Source organism: Frondihabitans sp. PAMC 28766, from assembly GCF_001577365.1.
Taxonomy (GTDB): domain Bacteria; phylum Actinomycetota; class Actinomycetes; order Actinomycetales; family Microbacteriaceae; genus Frondihabitans.
The window spans coordinates 571,539-591,529 of sequence record NZ_CP014513.1 but is presented as its reverse complement, the minus strand read 5'-3'; the positions used below and the strand labels follow the sequence as shown (position 1 = coordinate 591,529).

At 68.8% G+C, this 19,991-nt stretch carries 24 protein-coding genes; 15 read left to right on the top strand and 9 right to left on the bottom strand.

Annotation, left to right across the window (positions count from 1 at the left end):
• Nucleotides 1-63: 63 nt before the first annotated feature.
• The 9 genes from AX769_RS02865 (at nucleotide 64) to AX769_RS02825 (ending at nucleotide 6,546) form a co-directional block, all read left to right on the top strand.
• Entirely contained in the window at nucleotides 64-978 is a 915-nt protein-coding gene (locus AX769_RS02865) for a metal ABC transporter solute-binding protein, Zn/Mn family (protein ID WP_066275745.1), read from the top strand.
• A complete protein-coding gene (locus AX769_RS02860; protein ID WP_066275743.1) occupies nucleotides 975-1,820 on the top strand; it encodes a metal ABC transporter ATP-binding protein in 846 nt (281 codons plus the stop codon). Before AX769_RS02865 ends, AX769_RS02860 begins: the two co-directional genes overlap by 4 nt.
• Nucleotides 1,817-2,740 carry a metal ABC transporter permease gene (locus AX769_RS02855; protein WP_066275741.1) on the top strand — a complete coding sequence of 308 codons (924 nt, stop codon included), beginning with the start codon at nucleotides 1,817-1,819 and terminating at the stop codon, nucleotides 2,738-2,740. The genes AX769_RS02860 and AX769_RS02855 overlap by 4 nt, the downstream gene beginning before the upstream one ends.
• Nucleotides 2,737-3,147 (top strand): Fur family transcriptional regulator, encoded by a 411-nt coding sequence (locus AX769_RS02850; RefSeq protein ID WP_066275738.1) that lies wholly within the window; start codon nucleotides 2,737-2,739, stop codon nucleotides 3,145-3,147. Before AX769_RS02855 ends, AX769_RS02850 begins: the two co-directional genes overlap by 4 nt.
• Before the next feature lie 305 nt (nucleotides 3,148-3,452).
• Nucleotides 3,453-3,689 carry a 50S ribosomal protein L28 gene (gene rpmB / locus AX769_RS02845; RefSeq protein WP_066275737.1) on the top strand — a complete coding sequence of 79 codons (237 nt, stop codon included), beginning with the start codon at nucleotides 3,453-3,455 and terminating at the stop codon, nucleotides 3,687-3,689.
• Nucleotides 3,689-3,856: a 50S ribosomal protein L33 gene (gene rpmG / locus AX769_RS02840; protein WP_043595944.1), complete on the top strand. Its 168-nt coding sequence runs from the start codon at nucleotides 3,689-3,691 to the stop codon at nucleotides 3,854-3,856. The genes rpmB and rpmG overlap by 1 nt, the downstream gene beginning before the upstream one ends.
• A 2-nt stretch (nucleotides 3,857-3,858) precedes the next feature.
• Nucleotides 3,859-4,164, top strand: coding sequence for a 30S ribosomal protein S14 (rpsN, locus tag AX769_RS02835; RefSeq protein ID WP_066275736.1), 306 nt, complete (start codon nucleotides 3,859-3,861; stop codon nucleotides 4,162-4,164).
• Nucleotides 4,165-4,280: 116 nt separating this feature from the next.
• Complete coding sequence (locus AX769_RS02830; protein WP_066275733.1) at nucleotides 4,281-4,568, top strand: HU family DNA-binding protein; 288 nt, start codon at nucleotides 4,281-4,283, stop codon at nucleotides 4,566-4,568.
• 91 nt (nucleotides 4,569-4,659) lie between these two features.
• Entirely contained in the window at nucleotides 4,660-6,546 is a 1,887-nt protein-coding gene (locus AX769_RS02825) for a cytochrome c oxidase assembly protein (RefSeq protein WP_082763439.1), read from the top strand.
• Between the two features lie 71 nt (nucleotides 6,547-6,617).
• On the opposite strand, the gene AX769_RS02820 is transcribed toward AX769_RS02825, so the two are convergent.
• Nucleotides 6,618-7,730, bottom strand: a complete 1,113-nt coding sequence (locus tag AX769_RS02820; protein ID WP_066275728.1) for an LLM class flavin-dependent oxidoreductase — start codon at nucleotides 7,728-7,730, stop codon at nucleotides 6,618-6,620.
• 228 nt (nucleotides 7,731-7,958) lie between these two features.
• On the opposite strand from AX769_RS02820, the gene AX769_RS02815 reads away from it, so the two are divergent.
• The 5 genes from AX769_RS02815 (at nucleotide 7,959) to AX769_RS02790 (ending at nucleotide 12,948) form a co-directional block, all read left to right on the top strand.
• Nucleotides 7,959-8,564, top strand: coding sequence for a TetR family transcriptional regulator C-terminal domain-containing protein (locus AX769_RS02815; protein WP_066275725.1), 606 nt, complete (start codon nucleotides 7,959-7,961; stop codon nucleotides 8,562-8,564).
• A 172-nt stretch (nucleotides 8,565-8,736) separates the two neighbouring features.
• A complete protein-coding gene (locus AX769_RS02810; protein WP_082763438.1) occupies nucleotides 8,737-10,515 on the top strand; it encodes an APC family permease in 1,779 nt (592 codons plus the stop codon).
• 8 nt (nucleotides 10,516-10,523) lie between these two features.
• Nucleotides 10,524-11,759, top strand: coding sequence for a saccharopine dehydrogenase family protein (locus AX769_RS02805; RefSeq protein WP_066275724.1), 1,236 nt, complete (start codon nucleotides 10,524-10,526; stop codon nucleotides 11,757-11,759).
• Nucleotides 11,760-12,202: 443 nt separating this feature from the next.
• Nucleotides 12,203-12,415 (top strand): hypothetical protein, encoded by a 213-nt coding sequence (locus tag AX769_RS02795; protein WP_066275719.1) that lies wholly within the window; start codon nucleotides 12,203-12,205, stop codon nucleotides 12,413-12,415.
• On the top strand, nucleotides 12,412-12,948 hold the full coding sequence (locus AX769_RS02790) for a hypothetical protein (RefSeq protein WP_066275717.1): 537 nt from the start codon (nucleotides 12,412-12,414) through the stop codon (nucleotides 12,946-12,948). Before AX769_RS02795 ends, AX769_RS02790 begins: the two co-directional genes overlap by 4 nt.
• 56 nt (nucleotides 12,949-13,004) lie before the next feature.
• Here AX769_RS02790 and AX769_RS02785 read toward each other — a convergent pair whose 3' ends face one another.
• The 8 genes from AX769_RS02785 to AX769_RS02760 all read right to left on the bottom strand — a co-directional run bounded on the left by AX769_RS02785 (nucleotide 13,005) and on the right by AX769_RS02760 (nucleotide 18,558).
• Nucleotides 13,005-13,490 carry a GNAT family N-acetyltransferase gene (locus tag AX769_RS02785; protein WP_066275714.1) on the bottom strand — a complete coding sequence of 162 codons (486 nt, stop codon included), beginning with the start codon at nucleotides 13,488-13,490 and terminating at the stop codon, nucleotides 13,005-13,007.
• A gap of 10 nt (nucleotides 13,491-13,500) precedes the next feature.
• Nucleotides 13,501-13,932, bottom strand: coding sequence for a DUF6314 family protein (locus tag AX769_RS02780; RefSeq protein WP_066275712.1), 432 nt, complete (start codon nucleotides 13,930-13,932; stop codon nucleotides 13,501-13,503).
• A 126-nt stretch (nucleotides 13,933-14,058) separates the two neighbouring features.
• The gene (locus tag AX769_RS02775; RefSeq protein WP_369824059.1) at nucleotides 14,059-15,042 is read right to left on the bottom strand and encodes an ABC transporter permease; all 984 of its coding nucleotides are present in this window, start codon (nucleotides 15,040-15,042) and stop codon (nucleotides 14,059-14,061) included.
• Nucleotides 15,039-15,320 (bottom strand): hypothetical protein, encoded by a 282-nt coding sequence (locus AX769_RS25900; protein ID WP_369824058.1) that lies wholly within the window; start codon nucleotides 15,318-15,320, stop codon nucleotides 15,039-15,041. The genes AX769_RS02775 and AX769_RS25900 overlap by 4 nt, the downstream gene beginning before the upstream one ends.
• A complete protein-coding gene (locus tag AX769_RS02770; protein ID WP_239451919.1) occupies nucleotides 15,320-16,306 on the bottom strand; it encodes an ABC transporter ATP-binding protein in 987 nt (328 codons plus the stop codon). The genes AX769_RS25900 and AX769_RS02770 overlap by 1 nt, the downstream gene beginning before the upstream one ends.
• A 77-nt stretch (nucleotides 16,307-16,383) precedes the next feature.
• Complete coding sequence (locus tag AX769_RS24595) at nucleotides 16,384-16,548, bottom strand: hypothetical protein (RefSeq protein ID WP_204249303.1); 165 nt, start codon at nucleotides 16,546-16,548, stop codon at nucleotides 16,384-16,386.
• Complete coding sequence (locus AX769_RS02765) at nucleotides 16,545-17,414, bottom strand: LacI family DNA-binding transcriptional regulator (protein WP_204249302.1); 870 nt, start codon at nucleotides 17,412-17,414, stop codon at nucleotides 16,545-16,547. The genes AX769_RS24595 and AX769_RS02765 overlap by 4 nt, the downstream gene beginning before the upstream one ends.
• Before the next feature lie 121 nt (nucleotides 17,415-17,535).
• Complete coding sequence (locus AX769_RS02760; protein WP_157887411.1) at nucleotides 17,536-18,558, bottom strand: hypothetical protein; 1,023 nt, start codon at nucleotides 18,556-18,558, stop codon at nucleotides 17,536-17,538.
• 99 nt (nucleotides 18,559-18,657) lie between these two features.
• Between AX769_RS02760 and AX769_RS02755 the strand changes: the two genes are divergently transcribed.
• Nucleotides 18,658-19,971 carry an ATP-dependent RecD-like DNA helicase gene (locus tag AX769_RS02755; protein ID WP_066275708.1) on the top strand — a complete coding sequence of 438 codons (1,314 nt, stop codon included), beginning with the start codon at nucleotides 18,658-18,660 and terminating at the stop codon, nucleotides 19,969-19,971.
• The last annotated feature ends 20 nt before the right edge of the window (nucleotides 19,972-19,991 follow it).

Below are 19,991 nucleotides of genomic sequence, written 5' to 3'. Positions count from 1 at the left end.
TCGTGGTACCTCGGTGCCGCGCGCTTTTGACAATGATTATCATTTAGCGATAGCGTCGCCGTCATGAAGTTCAGAGTCACCCTCGCCGCCGCCGCCCTCGCAGCGAGTTCCCTCCTGCTCGCCGGCTGCTCGAGCAGCTCCGACCCCGGCACCTCGACGACGGCGCCCGGCGGCCAGGTGCGGGTCGTGGCCTCCACCGACGTGTACGGCGACATCGCTTCGCAGATCGGCGGCAACGCGGTGTCGGTGACCAGCATCCTGACCAACCCCAACCAGGATCCGCATTCGTTCGAGGCCGACGCCCAGACCCAGCTCGCCATCTCGAAGGCCCAGGTGATCATCGAGAACGGCGGCGGCTACGACGACTACGTCGACACCATGCGCTCGTCGGTCAGCAGCAAGGCGGCGCTCATCAACGCGGTGAAGCTCTCCGGCAAGAAGGCCGTCGACGGCGACCTCAACGAGCACGTGTTCTTCGACTACCCGACGATGGGCAAGGTCGCTGACGCGATGGCGGCCGACTTCGCGAAGGCCGACCCGTCGAAGTCGAAGACGTTCTTCACGAACGCCGCCACCTTTCTCGGCAAGATGACGACGCTCGAGGGCGAGACGGCGGCCCTCAAAAAGCAGTTCGACGGTGACAAGGTCTCGTACACCGAGCCCGTGCCCGGCTACCTGTTCGACGCCATGGGCCTCGTCAACGTGACGCCCGAGGCGTTCTCGCACGCCGTCGAAGAGGGCAACGACGTGCCCCCGGCGGCACTGAACGACACGCTGAAGCTGATGCAGAACAAGAGCGTGAAGCTGCTCGCCTACAACGAGCAGGCGTCGAGCCCCGAGACGTCGCAGGTGCAGGCGGCGGCCAAGGCGGCCGGAGTGCCGGTCGTGCCCGTCACCGAGACGCTTCCGAAGGGCACGACCTACGAGACCTGGCAGCAGGGCAACATCGACAAGATCAAGGTGGCGCTTGCCCAGTGAGTGACGCGGCGGTTCTGAGCCTGCGCGATGCGGGCATGCGCTTCGGCGACCGGCAGCTCTGGTCGGGCCTCGATCTCGATGTGCGCGGGGGCGAGTTCGTCGCCGTGCTGGGGCCGAACGGCGCCGGCAAGACCACGCTGCTCAAGGCGATCCTGGGTCAGCAAGAGCTGTCGAACGGCAGCATCGACTTCCTCGGGCAGCCCGTCAAGCGCGGCCACCGCAAGATCGGCTACATCCCGCAGCAGCGGCTGATGGAGCAGGGCACGCCGCTCCGCACCCGCGACATGATCTCGCTCGGGGTGCTCGGGCACCGATTCGGCCTGCGCCGCGAGACCCGCGACGAGCGCGCCCGGATCGACGCTCTCGTCGACGAGGTCGGCGCGGCCTCGTTCGCGAAGGCCCCGGTCGCATCGCTCTCGGGCGGCGAGCAGCAGCGCGCCCGCGTCGGCCAGGCCCTCGCGGCCCAGCCCGCCCTTCTGCTCTGCGACGAGCCGCTGATCTCGCTCGACCTCCGCCACCAGCGCGGCGTCACCGAGCTCATCGACGGGCAGCGCCGCTCGATGGGCGCGGCCGTCGTCTTCGTCACGCACGACGTCAACCCGATCCTCGACGTCGTCGACCGCGTGGTCTACATCGCCGGGGGGCGGTTCACCATCGGCACGCCCGACGAGGTCCTGCAGTCGTCAGTGCTCTCCGACCTCTATGGCACCCCGGTCGACGTGATCCGAACCATGGGCAGGATCGTCATCGTGGGCAGCACCGAGGCGGCCGGCGGCGACGTTCACGACCATACCCACCATCATGCCGATGCCGGTCACGACGCCGAAGGGCTGGTGCGATGACTCCCGACGTGCTGAATCACATCCTGTCGTTCCAGAACTTCGGCGAGCTCGTCGCCCTGGTGCGCAACTCGATCATCGCCGGCGCGCTGCTCGGCATCGTGGGCGGCCTCATCGGCCCGTTCGTGATCACGCGCAACCTGCCGTTCGCGGTGCACGGCATCAGCGAGCTGTCGTTCGCCGGCGCCTCGATCGCGCTGCTGATCGGCGTGAACGTGGTGACCGGCTCGCTCGTGGGCAGTGTGCTGGCCGCCCTGATCATCGGGTTGCTGGGCAGTCGCGCGCGAGAGCGCAACTCGATCATCGCCGTGTTGATGCCGTTCGGCCTGGGTCTCGGCATCCTGTGCCTCGCCCTCTATCAGGGGCGGTCGGCCAACAAGTTCGGTCTGCTGACCGGCCAGATCGTCTCGGTCGACAATCCGCAGCTCGGCTGGTTGCTCGCCATCTCGGTGGTCGTGATCGTCACGCTGCTCGTGGTCTGGCGCCCGCTGACCTTCGCCAGCGTCGACCCCGACGTCGCGGCTGCCGCCGGCGTGCCGGTTCGAAGCCTCTCGATCGTCTTCATGCTGGCGCTCGGCCTCTCGGTCGCCGTCTCGGTGCAGATCGTCGGCGCGCTTCTCGTGCTGTCGCTCCTCGTCACGCCGGCGGCGGCCGCCTTGCGTCTCACGGTCTCGCCGCTCTGGGTGCCGGTGCTCAGCGTCGTCTTCGCCGTGACCAGCGTGGTCGGCGGGATCCTGCTCGCTCTCGGCGGCGGCCTGCCGATCTCGCCTTATGTCACGACCATCTCGTTCTTCATCTGGCTGGTGTGCCGCATCGTCGGCGGGTACCGCGAGCGACGCAGCCGCGGGCGTCGGGCGCAGGAGCCCACGGCTCGCCTGGCATCCTCGACCCCGGTCTCGACGGAAGAGAAGGTGGGCGCATGAAGCGGCAGACCTGGCAGCGCGAAGCGGTGCGGGCGGCTCTCGGCAGCACCGAGGGGTTCGTGAGCGCTCAAGAGCTGCACTCCAGCCTGCGCGACGGGGGGTCGACGATCGGCCTCGCCACCGTCTATCGCGCTCTCGCCTCGCTCGAGCAGGAGGGCGAAGTCGACGCGCTGCAGCAGGACGGCGAAAGCCTCTACCGCGTCTGTACGACGGGTGCGCACCACCATCACCTCATCTGCCGCAACTGCGGCACCACCGTCGAGATCTCGGCCGACCCCGTCGAGCAGTGGGCCGCCTCGGTCGCCGCCGCCAACGGCTTCACGCAGCCGAACCACGTGGTCGACGTCTTCGGGCTCTGCCCCGCCTGCACCGCTGCCGCCGCCTCGGCCTCCCCCGCCGCGGGCTGACCCCCGGTAACACCCCGGGTCTCGGCCGAGGTCCCAGCGCCGCGGCGCTGGGACCTCGGCCGAAACTCAGTCCCTCGCTCGTCGAACCGGATCGAACTCGGGTGTGGCGAGGGGCCGCGGGTTGCAGGGGCCGGGCGTGTCACGTAGGATTTCCCTTTGGTTGAGTGCTATCTGCGCTCATGTGGGCCGATTCCAACGCTTCACTGCCTCGGCAGAGTGGATGACGCACGCCGACAAGTGACCTTGGGTAGAGCGCCCAGCGACTTCTCGAAGACGCTGCGTTCTACGGTATTAGGAGGAAAACCATGGCAGCAACCTGCCAGGTGACCGGCGCCGTTCCCGGCTTCGGTCACAACATCTCGCACTCGCACCGACGCACCAAGCGTCGTTTCGACCCGAACATCCAGAAGAAGACCTACTACGTGCCGAGCCTGCGCCGTAACGTCACCCTGACGCTCAGCGCCAAGGGCATCAAGGTCATCGACTCGCGCGGCATCGAGAAGGTCGTCAAAGACCTGCTCGCACGTGGGGAGAAAATCTAATGGCACGCCAGCAGGACGTCCGTCCGATCATCAAGCTCCGCTCGACGGCGGGCACCGGTTTCACGTACGTGACCAAGAAGAACCGTCGCAACAACCCCGACCGTCTCGTGCTCAAGAAGTACGACCCGGTGATCCGCAAGCACGTCGAATTCCGCGAGGAGCGCTAAACATGGCCAAGAAGAGCATGGTTGCCAAGAACGAGCAGCGCAAGGTGATCGTGGCCCGCTACGCCACGAAGCGCCTCGAGCTGAAGAAGGCCCTGATCGACCCAAACGGCACCGACGAGAGCCGCGAGGCCGCTCGCGTGGGCCTGCAGAAGCTGCCCCGCAACGCCTCGCCGGTCCGCGTTCGCGGTCGCGACGCCATCGACGGTCGCCCGCGCGGTTACCTCAACGAGTTCGGTGTCAGCCGTGTCCGCTTCCGCGACATGGCTCACCGAGGCGAATTGCCGGGCATCACGAAGTCTTCCTGGTAGGTTCTGAGGCGGTTCTCCCCTGCAGATGCTGGGAAGGGCCGCCTCACGGCCATCATCGATGGTCGTTCACACCGAAGGTGCTTCTACAACAGAAACGTGTCCGAGGAGGACAACATATGGCTGACAAGTCACTGAACCGTACCGAGCTCGTCGCAGCTGTCGCTTCCGAGTCGGGCCAGAGCCAGGCTGCCGTCAACGGCGTCGTCGACGCACTGTTCTCGGTCGTCGCCAAGAGCGTCGCCGACGGCACCAAGGTCTCGATCCCGGGCTGGCTCGCGTTCGAGAAGACGCACCGCGCCGCTCGCACCGGCCGCAACCCGCAGACGGGTGCCGCTCTCGAGATCGCCGCCAGCGACAGCGTCAAGGTCAGCGCCGGCTCGAAGCTCAAGGCAGCCGTCAAGTAGTCGTTCGACTCCTTCGCAAGGAAGGGACGTCGCCCTCGGGCGACGTCCCTTCCTTCAGTTAACGGCGCCACCGGCTCGTTAGGCTTACCGGGTGCCACGACTGACTCGACTCGCCGGGCCGGCCCTTCTCGTGCTGGCGGCGTTCGTGGCCCTCGTCGTGGCCCTCTTCGCCGGCGGCGCCGCGGCACCGCTCCCCCTCGCGGATCCCGGCGCGATCGTGCGGTTCGGGCTGCCGGCGGCGACGGTGGTCACGGATCTCGGCGCCAGCCTCGCGATCGGGGCGCTCACGCTCGCCTGCTTCGCCCTGACGCCCGATCGCCCCGAGTGGAACCGGGCCCTCGACATCGCCTCGGCCGGGGCCCTGTTATGGACCGTGGCATCCTGCGTCACGGGCTTCTTCACCTTCCTCAGCGTCTCGAACGTGTCGCTGACCGCCGACGAGAAGTTCGGGCAGTCGCTCGCCTTCTTCCTGACCAACACGGCCCTCGGTGTGGCGTGGCTGGTGTCGACGCTGACCGCCGCCGCGGTGACGGTGCTGTGCTTCGCGATCCGCAGCGTCAGCGGTGTGCTGATCGTCGCGCTCGTCGCCGGCGCGGGGCTCATCCCGATCGCCGAACAGGGGCACGCCGCGGGCGCCGCGAGCCACGAGGCTGCGGTGTCGGCCTTGGCGCTGCACGTGGAGGGGGCCGCCGTCTGGCTCGGCGGGCTGCTCGCACTGGTGCTGCTGCGGCCGGTGCTCGAGCGGCGGCTGGCCAGCGTGCTGTCGCGTTACTCGACGCTCGCGCTGCTGTGCTTCGTGGTCGTGACCGTGTCGGGCGTAGCATCCGCGGCCATCAGGATCGGGTCGTGGCGCGAGATCGGGTCGCCCTACGGCCTGCTCGTGCTCGCCAAGGTCATCGCCCTGGTGCTGCTAGGGCTGTTCGGCGTGGTGCATCGCCGGGTTGTGATCACGCGGCTCGACGTCAGGCGCGCACGGACGCAGCGGCTGCGCGAGAACACGCCGGCGTTCTGGTGGTTCGTCGCCGCCGAGCTGGGCTTCCTCGGGGTCGCCTCGGGCATCGCCGCGGCGCTCGCCCGCACTGCGACGCCCGTCTCGCAGGCAGCGCTCGGCGACACGTCGGGGGTGAGCCCGGCGGAGTTCCTCACCGGGCAGGTGCTGCCCACAGCCCTCACGCCGGTGCGCTGGGTGATCGCCACGGGCGTCGACCTGCCGTGGCTGCTCGCGTGCGCGCTGCTGATCGCCTTCGCCATCGCGGGGGTCGTGCGCCTGCGTGGCCGCGGCGACTCGTGGCCGACCCGGCGCCTCGTGCTGTGGATCGTCGGCCTCGTGGTGCTGGCCTACGCCACGTCGGGTGCGCCTCACGCCTACGACCGGACTCTGATGAGCGCGCACGTCGTGACGATGGCGGTGGTGGCGTTCGTCGTGCCGGCTCTTCTCGTGTCGGCCTCACCGTGGACTCTGGCGCTGCTCGCGATCCAGAAGCGCACCGATGGCAGCCGCGGCCCCCGCGAGTGGCTGATCGGCACCGTCCAATCGCGCCTCGCCGCGTGGCTGACGTACCCGCTGGTCGGCCCGGTCCTGCTCGGCGTCTCGCTTTGGGCCTGGATCCACACGCCGCTGCTGCGCTGGTCGGTCACGACGTACTCGGGGCACCTGGTGATGGTGCTTCAGCTCGTGCTGGTCGGCTGGCTGTTCGCGCAGGCGGTGGCCGGGGTCGACCCGGTGCCGGTTCGGGCCGGGCGAGGCATCAGGATCCTGGTCGTCGCGATCGTCGCGGCCGTCGCCGTGGTCGTCGGCGTGCTGCTCGCCACCGGCAGCGGCCTGCTGTTGTCGGACTGGTACGGCGCCATGGGCCGGCTCTGGGGTCTGCCGCCGCTCGCCGACCAGCAGGCCGGCGGGGTGGTGCTCGCCGTCGTCGGCTTCGTCGTCTGCGCCGTGCTCGGAGTGGTCGTGCTGCGGCGCCGGGAGTCGACCTGACCCTTACCTTTTCGGCACGATCTCACCTCCTGGAGGGGAAGATCGTGCCGAAAAGGTAAGGGCGAAGGGGATCAGGCGACGGGAGCAGGCGCCTCCGCCATCAGCTCGCGCACCATCGGGGCGACCTCGGTGCCGTAGAGCTCGATGCTGCGCATCATCGCGTCGTGCGGCAGGGGGCCCATCGAGTACTTCATGTCGAAGCGGCTGGCGCCGAGCAGCGTGAGGTTGCGCGCGATCTTGCGCGCCACCGTCTCGGGTGAGCCCACGTAGAGCGCGCCGTCCTCGGCGGCCGACGCGAGGTACTGCTCGCGGCTGAAGGGCGGCCAGCCGCGCTCGCGACCGAGCTTCGTCACCTGGGCCGACTGGTACGGGTACAGCGTCTCGAGAGCCTCTTCGTCGGTCGCGGCGACGAAGCCGGGCGAGTGCATCGCGATCGGCTGCTGCGGCTGCCCGAGCTGGTCGAGAGCGCGGCGGTAGAGGTCGGCGTACGGGGCGAACTGCGCGGGCTGACCACCGATGATGGCAAGGAAGAGGCCGAGGCCGTAGTGAGCGGCGCGGATCACCGACTGCGGTGAGCCGCCGACGCCGACCCAGGTCTTGAGTGTGCCCGATTCGGGTCGGGGGAAGACGAGCTGATCCTGCAGCGGGCCGCGCGTCGTGCCGTTCCAGGTGACGGGGCCGTCTTTCAGCAGTTCGGCGAAGAGATCGATCTTCTCTTCGAAGAGCACCTCGTAATCCTGCAGGTCGAGACCGAACAGCGGAAAGGACTCGGTGAACGAGCCGCGACCGAGCACGACCTCGGCACGCCCGTTCGAGAGCGCATCGACGGTGGCGAAGCGCTCGTAGACGCGCACGGGGTCGTCGGAGGACAGCACGGTGACGGCTGAGCCCATGTGGATGTTCTTCGTACGAGCCGCGATGGCGCCGAGCACGACCTCGGGGGCGGAGACGGCGAAGTCGTCGCGGTGGTGCTCGCCGACGCCGATGAAGTCGAGGCCGACCTGGTCGGCCAGCACCGCCTGGTCGAGCACCTGGCGGATCGTCTGCGCGTAGCTGGTGACGGCGCCCTCCAGGGGCGTCGACCCGGCCTCCTCGGTGACGTCGCCGAAGGTGTCGAGGCCGAGTTGAACGGTCGCAGGATCGACGACGGGGACGACCCTGTCGGGGTTGGTTGCGGTGGCCATCGGATCACCTTTCTATGCGTGTGTATAGAACTCAACCAGAAGTGCAGGTGATTGATTCCACGGCGACGCGCGGTGTTTGTTGGCGCACCGCCGACCGCGGAAACGACTCCGTCGACAACTTCTCGAGCGGGGAGTACTACGACCCCCCTTCAACTGGGGCAGCCCGGTGCCGCGAAGTGGGGGCGGGCCTGACTCCATGAGGGTTCGTCGGCAAAATACACTGGGGGCATGACCACGAGCCCCCTGGGCGGCGCCTCCGATTCGCGCAGCGCCGCGATCGATGCCGCCGCACGCCGCATCGCGGTGACCTACGGTCTCGCGGGGATCACCCTCCGGCGGCTCACGTCGACCCTGAGCGTAGCGCCGGGGCTGATCGCCGAGGTCGAGCCCTCCATGGGCGCGCTGATCGCCCGGACGTTCGAAGAACTCGCGGCCGACGAGCTCGCCGAGACCACCCGCGAGCTGGCGACGGCGCCCTCGCCGCTCGACGGCATGCGGGCCATCATCGAGGGCCTGCTCGACGAGAGCCACGACAACTTCAACTCGATCTGGGCCGATGCCTGGAGCCTCGGCCGTCACAACGCCCCGCTTGCGCGGGCGGCACGCGACGGCATGGTCGGCTGGAACGCCCTCTTCACCGGTCTCGTCGCCGACGGTGTCACCTCCGGGCAGTTCGCCGAGGTCGACCCGGAGCTCGTCGCGATGCAGTTTCTGGCCCTCATCGACTCGACCACGGCCTACCGACTCGTCGGCTACCGCTCGGTCGCCGAGCACTTGCACCTGCTGCGGCGCACCCTCGAGCATTCCCTCGGGTTGGTGGCCGGCTCGCTCTGAGCGCGGTGCTCGTAAACGCTGCTGCCAGAACGGCCCGGCTTGATGCTGCGCCGAGCCGGAACGGCATTGACGGCCTTCGGGCCAGTCCGCTTGGGTAGGGCAACCGCGTCACCGCCTGCAACGGTCGGCGCGCACAACCCACTCGCTGTTCCCCGCACCGATGGAGGCCGCAATGACCGCAACCACCACGACCACGTCGACCCAGTCCGTCGACACGAAGGGCCTGAAGGGCGGCTCGCTCGGCCTCATCTCGAGCGTGGTCGTCGGTGTCGCTTCGACGGCCCCGGCGTACAGCCTCGCAGCCAGCCTCGGCTTCATCGTGGTCGGCGGCGCGACGATCGCCGGTGTGCGCGCCCCGGGCATCATCCTGCTGGCCTTCATCCCGATGTACCTGATCGCGGTCGCCTACCAAGAGCTCAACAAGGCCGAGGCCGACTGCGGCACCACGTTCACCTGGGCGTCGCGGGCCTTCGGCCCCATGACCGGGTGGATGGGCGGCTGGGGCATCATCGCCGCCGACGTCATCGTCATGGCGAACCTGGCCTCGATCGCAGGATCGTATTCGTTCACCTTCGTGGGCAGCTTCGGCCTGCCCGGGGTCGCCGCGCTGGCGAGCAGCACTCTCTGGTCGACGGTCGCCGGTCTCGCCTGGATCGTGCTGATGACGTGGATCTGCTATCGCGGCATCGAGATCTCCGCGCGGCTGCAGTACGTCCTGCTCGCGTTCGAAGTCGTGATCCTGATCTTCTTCGCCGTCTTCGCGCTCGTTCGCGTCTACGGCGGCCACGCCGAGTCGTACTCGCTGATGCCGTCGCTGTCGTGGCTGAACCCCTTCCCGCTCGGCTTCCAGACCATCGCCCCTGCGATGCTGACCGCGATCTTCATCTACTGGGGCTGGGACACCGCGGTCTCGGTCAACGAGGAGACGAAGGACCCGGAGAAGACCCCCGGTCGCGCCGCCGTCATCTCGACCGTGCTGCTGCTCGTCACCTACGCGCTCGTGGCCGTCGCGACGATCGCGTTCGCCGGGGTCGGCGACAAGGGCATCGGCCTCTCGAACCTCAACAACGCGAACGACGTGTTCTCGTCGATCGGGCCGACACTGTTCGGCGGCGGTGTGGTGGGCAGCATCCTGATGGCCGCGCTCGGCTTCTCCATCCTGACGTCCGCCTCGGCGTCGACGCAGACGACGATCCTGCCGACCGCGCGCACCTCGCTCTCGATGGCTGTCTACAAGGCCATCCCCGAGCGCTTCGCCCGGATCCACCCGAAGTACCTCACCCCGACCTGGTCGACCGTCGGCATGGGTGCGATCTCGTGCGTGTTCTACCTCGTCTTCACGGCGATCAGCGTCAACCTGCTCAACGCCCTGATCGGCTCGATCGGTCTGATGATCGCGTTCTATTACGGCATGACCGGCTTCGCGTGCGTCTGGTACTACCGCCGGACGGCCTTTGTGAGCGGTGCGCGGAACCTCGTGATGCGCTTCTTCTTCCCGCTCATCGGCGGCATCATGCTGCTCGCCGTCTTCGTCTACGGCGTCTACGCCTTCGCCGCCCCCGACTGGCTCACCGACGACAAGGGCAAGAACGTCACCATCTTCGGTGTCGGGGCCGAGGCGGTCGTGGGCATCGGGGGCCTCCTGATCGGCGTCGTGCTGATGATCGTCTGGCGCATCGTCAAGCCGGACTTCTTCCGCGGCCAGACCCTCGTCAAGCGGCAGGACGACTTCGTGCTCGCGCCCGGCGAAGGTGTGAACGCGCAGTTCGGCCTGCCCGATTCGGGCTACTTCCCCACCGTCGTTTCGCCCGACCTCTCGAACCTGCCGACCGGCGCCATCGCGATCAACGCCGAGACCGGCAAGAGGATCCGCGGTGACCGGCACACCGGGCCGGCAGCGGACACGACCGAGACACCCACCACTCCCAGCAACTCCCCCGACAGTAAGTAGCTCCTCGCATGAAGATCCTCATCATCGGCGCCGGCGGCGTCGGCTCCGCCGCCGTGCGCATCGCCGCGCGCCGAACGTTCTTCGACTCGCTCGTCGTCGCCGACTACGACCCCGCGCGGCCTGCCGCTCTCGTGGAGGCCGTCGGCGACCCTCGACTCGTCGCGGCCCAGGTCGACGCCTCGTCGGCCGACTCGGTCGCCGCGCTGATCCGCGAGCACGAGATCACGCACGTGCTGAACGCCGTCGACCCGCGTTTCGTCATGCCGATCTTCGAGGGCGCCTTCGCCGGGGGAGCAACCTACCTCGACATGGCCATGAGTCTCTCGCACCCGCACCCGACCTCGCCGCACGAGCTCACCGGCGTGAAGCTCGGCGACGAGCAGTTCGCGGCCGCGTCGAAGTGGGAGGACGCCGGGCGGCTGGCTCTCGTCGGCATCGGCGTCGAGCCCGGTCTCTCCGACGTCTTCGCGCGGTACGCCGAAGACGAGCTCTTCAGCGAGATCGACGAGCTCGGCGTGCGCGACGGCGCGAACCTCGTCGTCGCGGGCTACGACTTCGCCCCCTCGTTCTCGATCTGGACCACCATCGAGGAGTGTCTCAACCCGCCCGTCGTCTTCGAAGAGGGCAAGGGCTGGTACACCACAGCACCGTTCTCCGAGCCCGAAGTATTCGACTTCCCCGAAGGCATCGGCCCGGTCGAGTGCGTCAACGTCGAGCACGAGGAGGTGCTGCTGATGCCGCGCTGGACCAAGGCGAAACGGGTCACCTTCAAGTACGGCCTCGGCAACGAGTTCATCGAAGTGCTGAAGACGCTGCACATGCTGGGGCTGGACTCGACCGCACCCCTGAACGTCAAAGGGCAGCTCGTGTCGCCTCGGGACGTGGTGGCGGCCGCGCTGCCGGATCCTGCGACCCTCGGCGACCGGATGAGCGGCAAGACCTGCGCCGGCCTCTGGGTGACGGGGACGGGCAAAGACGGGCAGCCGCGCTCGACGTACCTCTATCACGTGGTTGACAACGAGCAGACGATGGCCGAGTACTCGTCGCAGGCCGTCGTCTGGCAGACCGCGATCAACCCCGTGATCGCGCTCGAGCTGCTGGCCACCGGCGTGTGGACGGGTGCCGGTGTGCTCGGGCCGGAGGCCTTCCCGGCCGGTCCCTTCCTGTCGCTTCTGGGCGGCGCGGCGCCGGAGGGCTACGGGTCGCCGTGGGGGATCGAGGAGAAGGCGCCGGTCGCGCTTTAACCCCCTCTTTCGCCCGTCGGGTGTGCGGTCGCGCGCGTAGCGTCCATGGCACCGGTTGGCAGCGCGACGGACAGGAACCCCGTGAACGGCTTCAGCAAGTGGCGTGACAACCTGCCCCTGCCCATCCTCTACGTGATCGTCTTCGTCTTCTGGACGGGATTGCAGCTCCTCTTCCGCAGCTCCGATCAGGGCGGTATGACTGCTGCCGACCTCGTCGTCTACGTGGTCGGCGGCCTCGTCGTCGCCGGGGCCATCACCGCGATCTTCGCGTGGCGCCGTCGTCGCGCAGGTGGTGCCGCCCAGTTCGCCGAGATGAACACGGCCATGCGGACCGGCAACCTGCCGGCCGGCGCCGACGCGAACGTGTGGGCCCCTGAGCTCGAGCGCCGGGAGCGGTCGCTCGCCCGGGCCCGGATCTCCAATCCGATCGTCTTCGGGGGTTCGTGGTGCTCGCTCTCGTCGGGCTTGCCGTCGGGCTCTCCCTGCCGCTCGTGCTCCTGTTCATCGCCCTCTGCGTCGCTCTCGGAGTGTTCGGCTTCGTCTCGTCCCGTCGCTACCTCGGTCGGGTGCGCTCGCTGCGCGAGCAGCTCGACGCACCGAGCGGCACGGATCCGGGGCACTTCACGTCGGCCGGGTTCCCGCGCCCGCCCCGGTGACGCCGCCGCTCGCGGTCGGCGACGCTGCCCGGCGCCGCAGGGCCCGCGGCGTTCTCGCCGAGGGTCTTCTGCTCTACGGCGTCTTCGTCCCGACGGTGCTCGTCGTGGCCGCGTTGTTGGACGGCGGCCGACTGCGAAGTCACGATGCTGTCGCATACGTCATCAGCGGCGTGTTCTACGTGACCTTCGTGATCGTAATCACGAGGCGCCGACGCCGTGACGAAGTGCGCGCCGTGAGGCGCGACCTGCTCGGCGCCGTCCGTGCCGGCCGGTTGACGGACGCGTTGCCGGCCGAGGAGTGGCGGCCGCAGCTCGTTCGGCTGCGGCGATCCCTGCGCACGAGCATCGGCTTCACGGCGGGGTGGTTCGTGGTGCTCGTCGGGCTCAGCATCACGCTCGCGGCGATCGGCGATCAGACTCTGCTCTGGAACGCATTCGCTGTCTATTTCGCCCTTCTCGGGGCCGGGATGCTGGTCACGGCCCAGCGGCGCGCTGCGGCGACCAGTAGCCTCCTCGCGACTCTTGACGGCTAGGAGTCGTGAACCTCGAACCGGACAGAAAACGGGCGGGAATGTGTCCGGTTGGAGATTCAGGCCGGGGCGCTGGGGCACAGGAGGGGGCGGCGGAGGAGAGAGCTCGCTAGGGGGACGCCGCGCGGGCGCGGATGCAACTCCGCCACGAAGACGAAGCCGAAGTGCTCGAAGAAGGGGCGTGCGGTGACGCTCGCGTGGGTCGTCTGCTCGGTCGCCCCGGCGCGGGCTGCCGCGTCGGTCACGGCCTCGAGCAGAGCGCGCCCCACGCCCTGCCCGCCGGCCGACGGGTCGACGAACATCATGTCGATGTAGCCGCCGGCATCGGTGTCGCTGAAGCCCACGACTCGGCCCTCGTCGACGGCGACCACCGTGCTCGCTGCAGCGCGGCGCCGCGCCCATTCGCGCGGGTCGTGGTCGGCGACCGTGGCCCAGGCCTCGACCTGCTCGGGGGTGTAATCGGCCGCCGCCGTGCCGCGGATCGCGCGCCGGAACACATCGTGCGTCGGCGATGCGTCGGCGGGGGTGTACGGCCGGAGGTGCATGCGGGCGAGGTTACAGGCGCCGGTAGGCGGTGTCGATCGTGTAGTCCTTCTCGGGCCCGACGGACGTCCAGCGCATCGTCCAGCTCGTCTGGACGCCCGCGTCCGTGCCGTCGATCCGGCCTCGGTAGTCGTCGGGAGGGCAATCGTGCGAGACCTCCTCGCCCGGCAGCCAGGGGTGGAAGGGGCGCCCGTCGGCGAAGTCGACGGCCCAGGAGCCGGACGGCTCGCGCCTCAGCACACGGTGCACCGCGATCCTGACCGGGCCGGCCTCGAGGAGGAGGGTGCCCTCCTCGTGCCAGTCGATTCGGCCGGCATCGGTCGCGACGAAGTCCGCGGTGCCGCGGGCCTCGACCGTGCGGCCCTCGCGGCGGTCGTCGACGGTGCGATCGAACGTCCACTGCCCGACGAGCGCCGTCGGGTCGAGTGATTCTGCTTTCGACAATTCAGGCCCCTCTCGTCGACGCTCGCGCGCGGGTGCCGCGGGGGCTCGGTGAGCGAGCGGCCCCACCGCGAGCGCCCTGAATTATCGAAGCGGCAGGCCGGCGGCCGCTTGGGAGCGCGGCCTGAATCACCGTGACGCAGCCCCTGAGGTCGGGGTGGCGGCGTCGTGGGCGCGCGTGGGCAGCACTGTGCGCAGCGAGACCTTCTTGGAGTATTCGATCGAGCCGTAGCGGAAGAGCCTCACCGCCAGCTGCAGCACGATGGCGCCGAGCACGAACTGCTCGACGATCACGACCACGGCCGAGACCGGGTCGAGGGTGTGCAGGCCGTTCCGCAGCATGGCGGTGACCGGGGCCGAATACGGGAAGAACGTGAACACCTGCACAATCGGCGCCGACGGGTCGGAGACGATGAGCGAGACGCCGTAGAACGGCACGAAGATCAGCGCCATCATCACGCCGAAGATCTGCCCGGCCTCCTTCGCCGTCGGCATGATCGCGCCGACGGCGACCAGGGTGCCGGTGAAGAGCGTGAACCCGCCGATCAAGAGCAGCGCCCCGACGATCATCTGCCACGGGTCGAGCTGCAGGTGCGCGAGATCGAGAGACGGCAGGTTGAGCGACGACCGGAAGAACAGGTAGCCGATCACGACCGGCAGCGCGAACACCAGCATCTGCACGATGCCGACGATGAAGAGCGAGATCACCTTGCCGACGATGAGGGTCGTCGGGTTGAGGGTGGTCAGGATCATCTCGGTGACGCGGTTCTCCTTCTCTTCGAGTGTGGAGGTCAGCATCTGGTTGCCGAGCAGCAGGATCACGACGTAGAAGATCGCGAGGAAGAGCAGCGGTGGGATCACACTCCCGATGCCGCCGGCCACGTGCCCGCTCGAGTTGTAGGTGGTCGCATCCACCGGGGCCCCGCCCTGCACGAGCGTCGTCAGCTTGGCGTCGCCGACCTTCGCCTGGGCGCTCGCCTTGAGGATCTCACTGGCGACCGACGAGTACTTGCCGTTGTCGAAGATCCCCTTGTCGATGCCGTACACCTTCGTGGCCTGCTTCGCGGGGTCCACGGGGTAGTCGAAGTAGGCGTCGAGTCTGCCGGCCTTCACGTCGGCGATCGCGCTTTCAGGCGAGGGCGCGGGGCGCCGCCGACCGTCTTGACGATCGCCGGGTCGATCAGCCCGGAGGCGTCGGTGTAGGTGAACGAGAACTTCGCGTCCTTCTGGGCGCTGACGCTCGAGTCGGTCGACGAGTTCGACGCGACGATCAGGGCGACGACGATGCCGATGATGACCGGCACGATGAGCGTGGCGATCCAGAACCGGCGCTTGGTCAGCGTGCGGGTGATCTCGAACGAGACGACGGTGCGGAGGTTGTAGCGGGCCATCAGCGGGCACCCGCCTTCGCCGTCTCGGTGACCGGCCGCGCGACCGTGCCGTCTGCGCCTGGTGCGTTCTCGTCGCCGTAGACGCGGAGGAAGATGTCGTCGAGGCTCAGCTTCGAGGTCTCGAAGCCGCGAACGGCGACCCCCTTCTCGACGAGATCGCGCAGGATCACGGCTTCGTCGGCCCCGTCGGTGACGGTCAGCTCGGCGTAGTTGCGCTCGCGAGTCGTGACCTCGTAGTGCGGCGACGAGGGCACCTCGCCCGAGTAGCGCAGGCGGATCATCGTGCCCCCGAACTGATCCTGCACCTCGGGGATCGTGCCGTACGCCTCGGCCCCGCCGTTCTTGAGCAGGATCACGCGATCGCAGAGCCGCTCGACCTCCTCCATCTGGTGCGTCACCATCAGCACGGTGGCTCCCTGGCGCTTCTGATCTTCGATGATGTCCATCAGCAGGCGGCGGTTGACGGGGTCGAAGCCCTTGGTGGGCTCATCGAGAATCAGCAGCTCCGGTTCGTTCATGATCGTGACGCCGAGCTGCACCTTCTGCTGCTGGCCGCCGCTGAGCTTGTCGAGGCGGGTCGTCGCCTTGTCGGCCAGCGACACCCGCTCGAGGTAGGCCAGCGACCACTGCCGCGAGAAGGCTTTCGTCAGGCCCTTGAGACGGCCGAAGTAGGTCATCACATCGATGACCGACTCCTTCTTGTACAGCCCGCGCTCCTCCGGCAGGTAACCGAGACGAGAGCCGTGCTCGGGGCTGAAGGGGCGTCCGTCGATGTGCAGTGTGCCCGCCGTCGGCTGATAGATCCCGAGCAGCGCGCGGATCGTGGTGGTCTTGCCCGACCCGTTCGAGCCGAGGAAGCCGAACGTCTCGCCCCGCCGGATGTCGAACGAGAGGTCGCGGATCACGGTGGTTCGGCCGAAGTCCATGCGGAAGTTCTCGATGTGCACGATGGGCTCGGCGTCGCGGGCCGCGTTGTCCTGATCCATGGTTGTCGACCCTAGCGCCGACGACTCGCCGAGCACGAGAGGCGCACCACCCGATATGTCAGATCCGGTGCTGCCGGCTACCGCCAGTCGACGCCCGGTGCCGACTCGCCCGAGCCGCGTTCGATCAGCGTGACCGGCAGCACGAGCGAGTCTCCCCGCGGGGCCCGGGAGGCGAGGGCCTCCAACGCGAGGGCGGCCGCGCGCGCGCCCATGTCGACGGGGTCGTGCGACACGACGGTCACACCGAGCACGTCGGCGAGGTCGAAGTCGTCGAAGCCGACCAGGGCGGGGCAGGATGCGATCGCTCGCGGAAGGCGGTCAGAGCCCCGATGGTCACCCGGTTGTTGCTGGTGAACAGCGCGGTCGGCGCATCGGCGATGCCCAGCAGGTCGAGCGTGGCGCCACGGGCGCCGGCGGCGTCGTGCAGGTCTTCGCGAACCCACTGGCGGGCTTCGAGCTCGGTGACTCCGGCGGCGGCCATGGCCTCGAGATAGCCGTCCAGCCGAAGCTGGTGCGTCGGCAGCCGCGAGAAGTCGCCGACGAAACCCACGCGCCGGTGACCGTGCGCGACGAGGTGCTCGACGGCCTGGCGGGCGCCGGCGCGGTTGTCGAGCACGACGCTGTCGGCCTCGATGTCGGCGGCCGGACGGTCGACGAAGACGACCGGGATGCCGCGCTCCTGAGCCGAGACGAGCGCGTCGGAGGCCTCGAGGGTCGAGACGACGATGAGGGCCCGCACCTGCCGGGCGACCATCTCGTCGACCAGGGCGCGCTCCCGCTCGGCACTCTCGTCGGTCGACGAGACCACCAGCTGCAGGCCCTTCGAGCGCAGCTCGTGCTCGACGCCTTTCGCCAGCGACGAATAGAAGGGGTTCGCGAGGTCGCCGGTGACGAGACCGATGAAGTTCGAGCGGATGCCGCGCTTGAGGAGCGACGCCATGCTGTTGAGCTGGAAGCCCAGCTCGTCGGCCGCGCGCGCCACTTTCCGGCGGGTGGCCTCGGCGACGTGCGGCTCGTTGTTGACGGCGCGCGAGGCGGTCTTCAGGCTGACGCCGGCACGCTCGGCCACGTCGACGAGCGTGGCGGGCTGGCGGATGCGGTCGGTCACGGGCGGCCCCTCCTCGATGCTCGGTGGCTCATTATGACAGCGGTGTCTCGGGTCGTCCCCGCCGGTGACTCTGCGGCGCTCGCTGCGCCCTCAGCGTGCCCGCCGGGGGCTCGCCGCCTGCTCACTGCGGCGTGATGGTCAGGCCGTTGTTCGACCCGATCAGCACCTGGTAGCCGACGGTGAACGGCACGTCCTCGTTGATCGTGTAGTCGTGGCCGTCGTAGAGCGACTCGGCGCCGACGCGCAGGTGGGCCTCGCCCGTCGCCGTCACGACCTTCCAGACCCCCGCGGTGTCGGTCGGGTCGAGACTCACGGGCGGGTACGTCGTCATCGACCAGGTGGGCGTCGACGTCAGGCGATCGTCGACCTCCTGGCCGAAGGGGCAGCCCGACGGCAGCAGCACGCGCTGCGGCAGGCAGTCGGTGCGCAGATACTTGTCGACGTCGGCGCGCACCTTCGCCACGAAGCTCGCACGGGGCTGCACGTCGACCGTGGCCGGCACGACGCCGCCGACCGTGTCGGCGACCGTCGTCTCCGGCGTCGCTGTCAAATACATCGTGTCGTGCGCCAGCGAGTAGACCGCCGGGGCGAGAACCGTGAAGCGGGACGCGACATCGGCGCCCAGCGTGGTCACATCGCTGCCGTTCGCCGTGAAGCGGGGGTCGTGCAGCGGTGTCACGTCGATCGAGGCCGTGGGCGCGGTCTGGAACTGCCACTGCGAGAACAGGCCGCCGATCTTCCCCGCCGGCCGCACGGCGAAGGTCGTGGTGTGGGGCGTGCTGGTGTCTCCGAGGTCGGACGAGGTGTCGAACGACACCGTGACCCGGTGCACGCCGCCGGCGCTCTCGCGTTCGGCAGTGATCTGGATCCTGCGCAGTTCGCCCTTCTCGGGCACCGTGAGCAGCTCGTCGCCGGAGGCGCCGGTGGCCTGGACGCCGGCGAGAGCGAGGGCGCTCGACGTGTCGCCGCGGTTCAGGGCGTCGACGTAACTGTGGACGAATCCCTTCGCGCTGTACACGGTGGCATTCAGGATCACGACGGCCACGATGAAGAGCACGATCACGAGCGCTGCCAACCCGCCCCAGATCAGGGCTGCGCGGGTGGTCGGCGAGAGTGCCGTCCTCTCCCCCACAGACCCCGCCATGTCGCCATCCTACGAGCGCCCCCGGGGTGGCCGCGGCGTGCGCGCGGGGCGGCCGGTAGATTGGAGGGACGTGACCTGACGAGCCGGAAGGGGGCGCGAATGGCCGAGAGCAGCCGCCCCGAACTCTCCGACGAGCAGGCCGCCGTCTACGCCGCGATCGAGAACACTCGCGAGCACATCTTCGTCACCGGTCGCGCCGGCACGGGCAAGTCGACGCTGCTCAACCATCTCTCGTGGAACACCTCGAAGCAGATCGTCATCTGCGCGCCGACCGGCGTCGCCGCGCTCAACGTCGGCGGGCAGACGATCCACTCGCTCTTCCGGTTGCCGATCGGCCTGATCGCCGACCACGACATCGAGCAGAACGCTGAGCTGCGGAAGCTCCTCAACACCATCGACACCCTGGTGATCGACGAGGTCTCGATGGTCAACGCCGACCTGCTCGACGCGATCGACCGGTCGCTGCGCCAGGCGCGGCAGCGGCGCAACGAGGCGTTCGGCGGAGTGCAGGTGGTGCTGTTCGGCGACCCGTACCAGCTGGCGCCGGTGCCCGGCGATCCTGAAGAGCGGGCCTACTTCACAGACCACTACCGCTCGATGTGGTTCTTCGACGCGCACGTGTGGGACGAGGTGTCGCTGCGCATCGTCGAGCTCGCGTTCATCCACCGGCAGAGCGACGCGGGGTTCAAAGAGATGCTGAACGCCGTGCGGCACGGTCGGGTGACAGCCGAGATCGCCGGGGCGCTCAACACCGCAGGGGCACGACCGGTGCCGACCGACGGCGGCGCGATCACGCTGGCGACGCGCAACGACACCGTCTCGCGCATCAACAAGCTCGAGCTGGAGCGCCTGCCCGGGTCGCCCAAGACGGCGAAGGCGTCGGTCACCGGCGACTTCGGCGGCCGCACCTTCCCCGCCGACGAGGCGCTCGAGCTGAAGGTCGGGGCGCAGGTGATGTTCCTCCGCAACGACTCGGAGCAGCGCTGGGTCAACGGCTCGGTCGGCGTGGTGACGAAGATCCGCGACACGGTGTTCGTCGAGCTCGACGGCGAGGAGGTCGAGGTGCAGCCGGCCGTGTGGGAGAAATACCGCTACAGCTACTCGCAGACCACGAAAGAGCTGAAGAAGGACATCGTCGCCGAGTTCCAGCAGTTCCCGCTGCGGCTCGCTTGGGCGGTCACGATCCACAAGTCGCAGGGCAAGACGTACGACCGCGCCATCGTCGACCTCGGCACTCGGGTGTTCAGCGCCGGTCAGACGTACGTGGCGCTGTCGCGCATCACGTCGCTCGAGGGGCTCTACCTGTCGCGCCCCCTGCGCCCGTCCGACATCATCGTCGACCGCGACGTGCGCCGCTTCATGTCGCAGGCGACGCGCACGCCCGCGATCCAGGCCGCGACGCTCGCCGACTGAGCCCCCGCTCCCACCGCCGG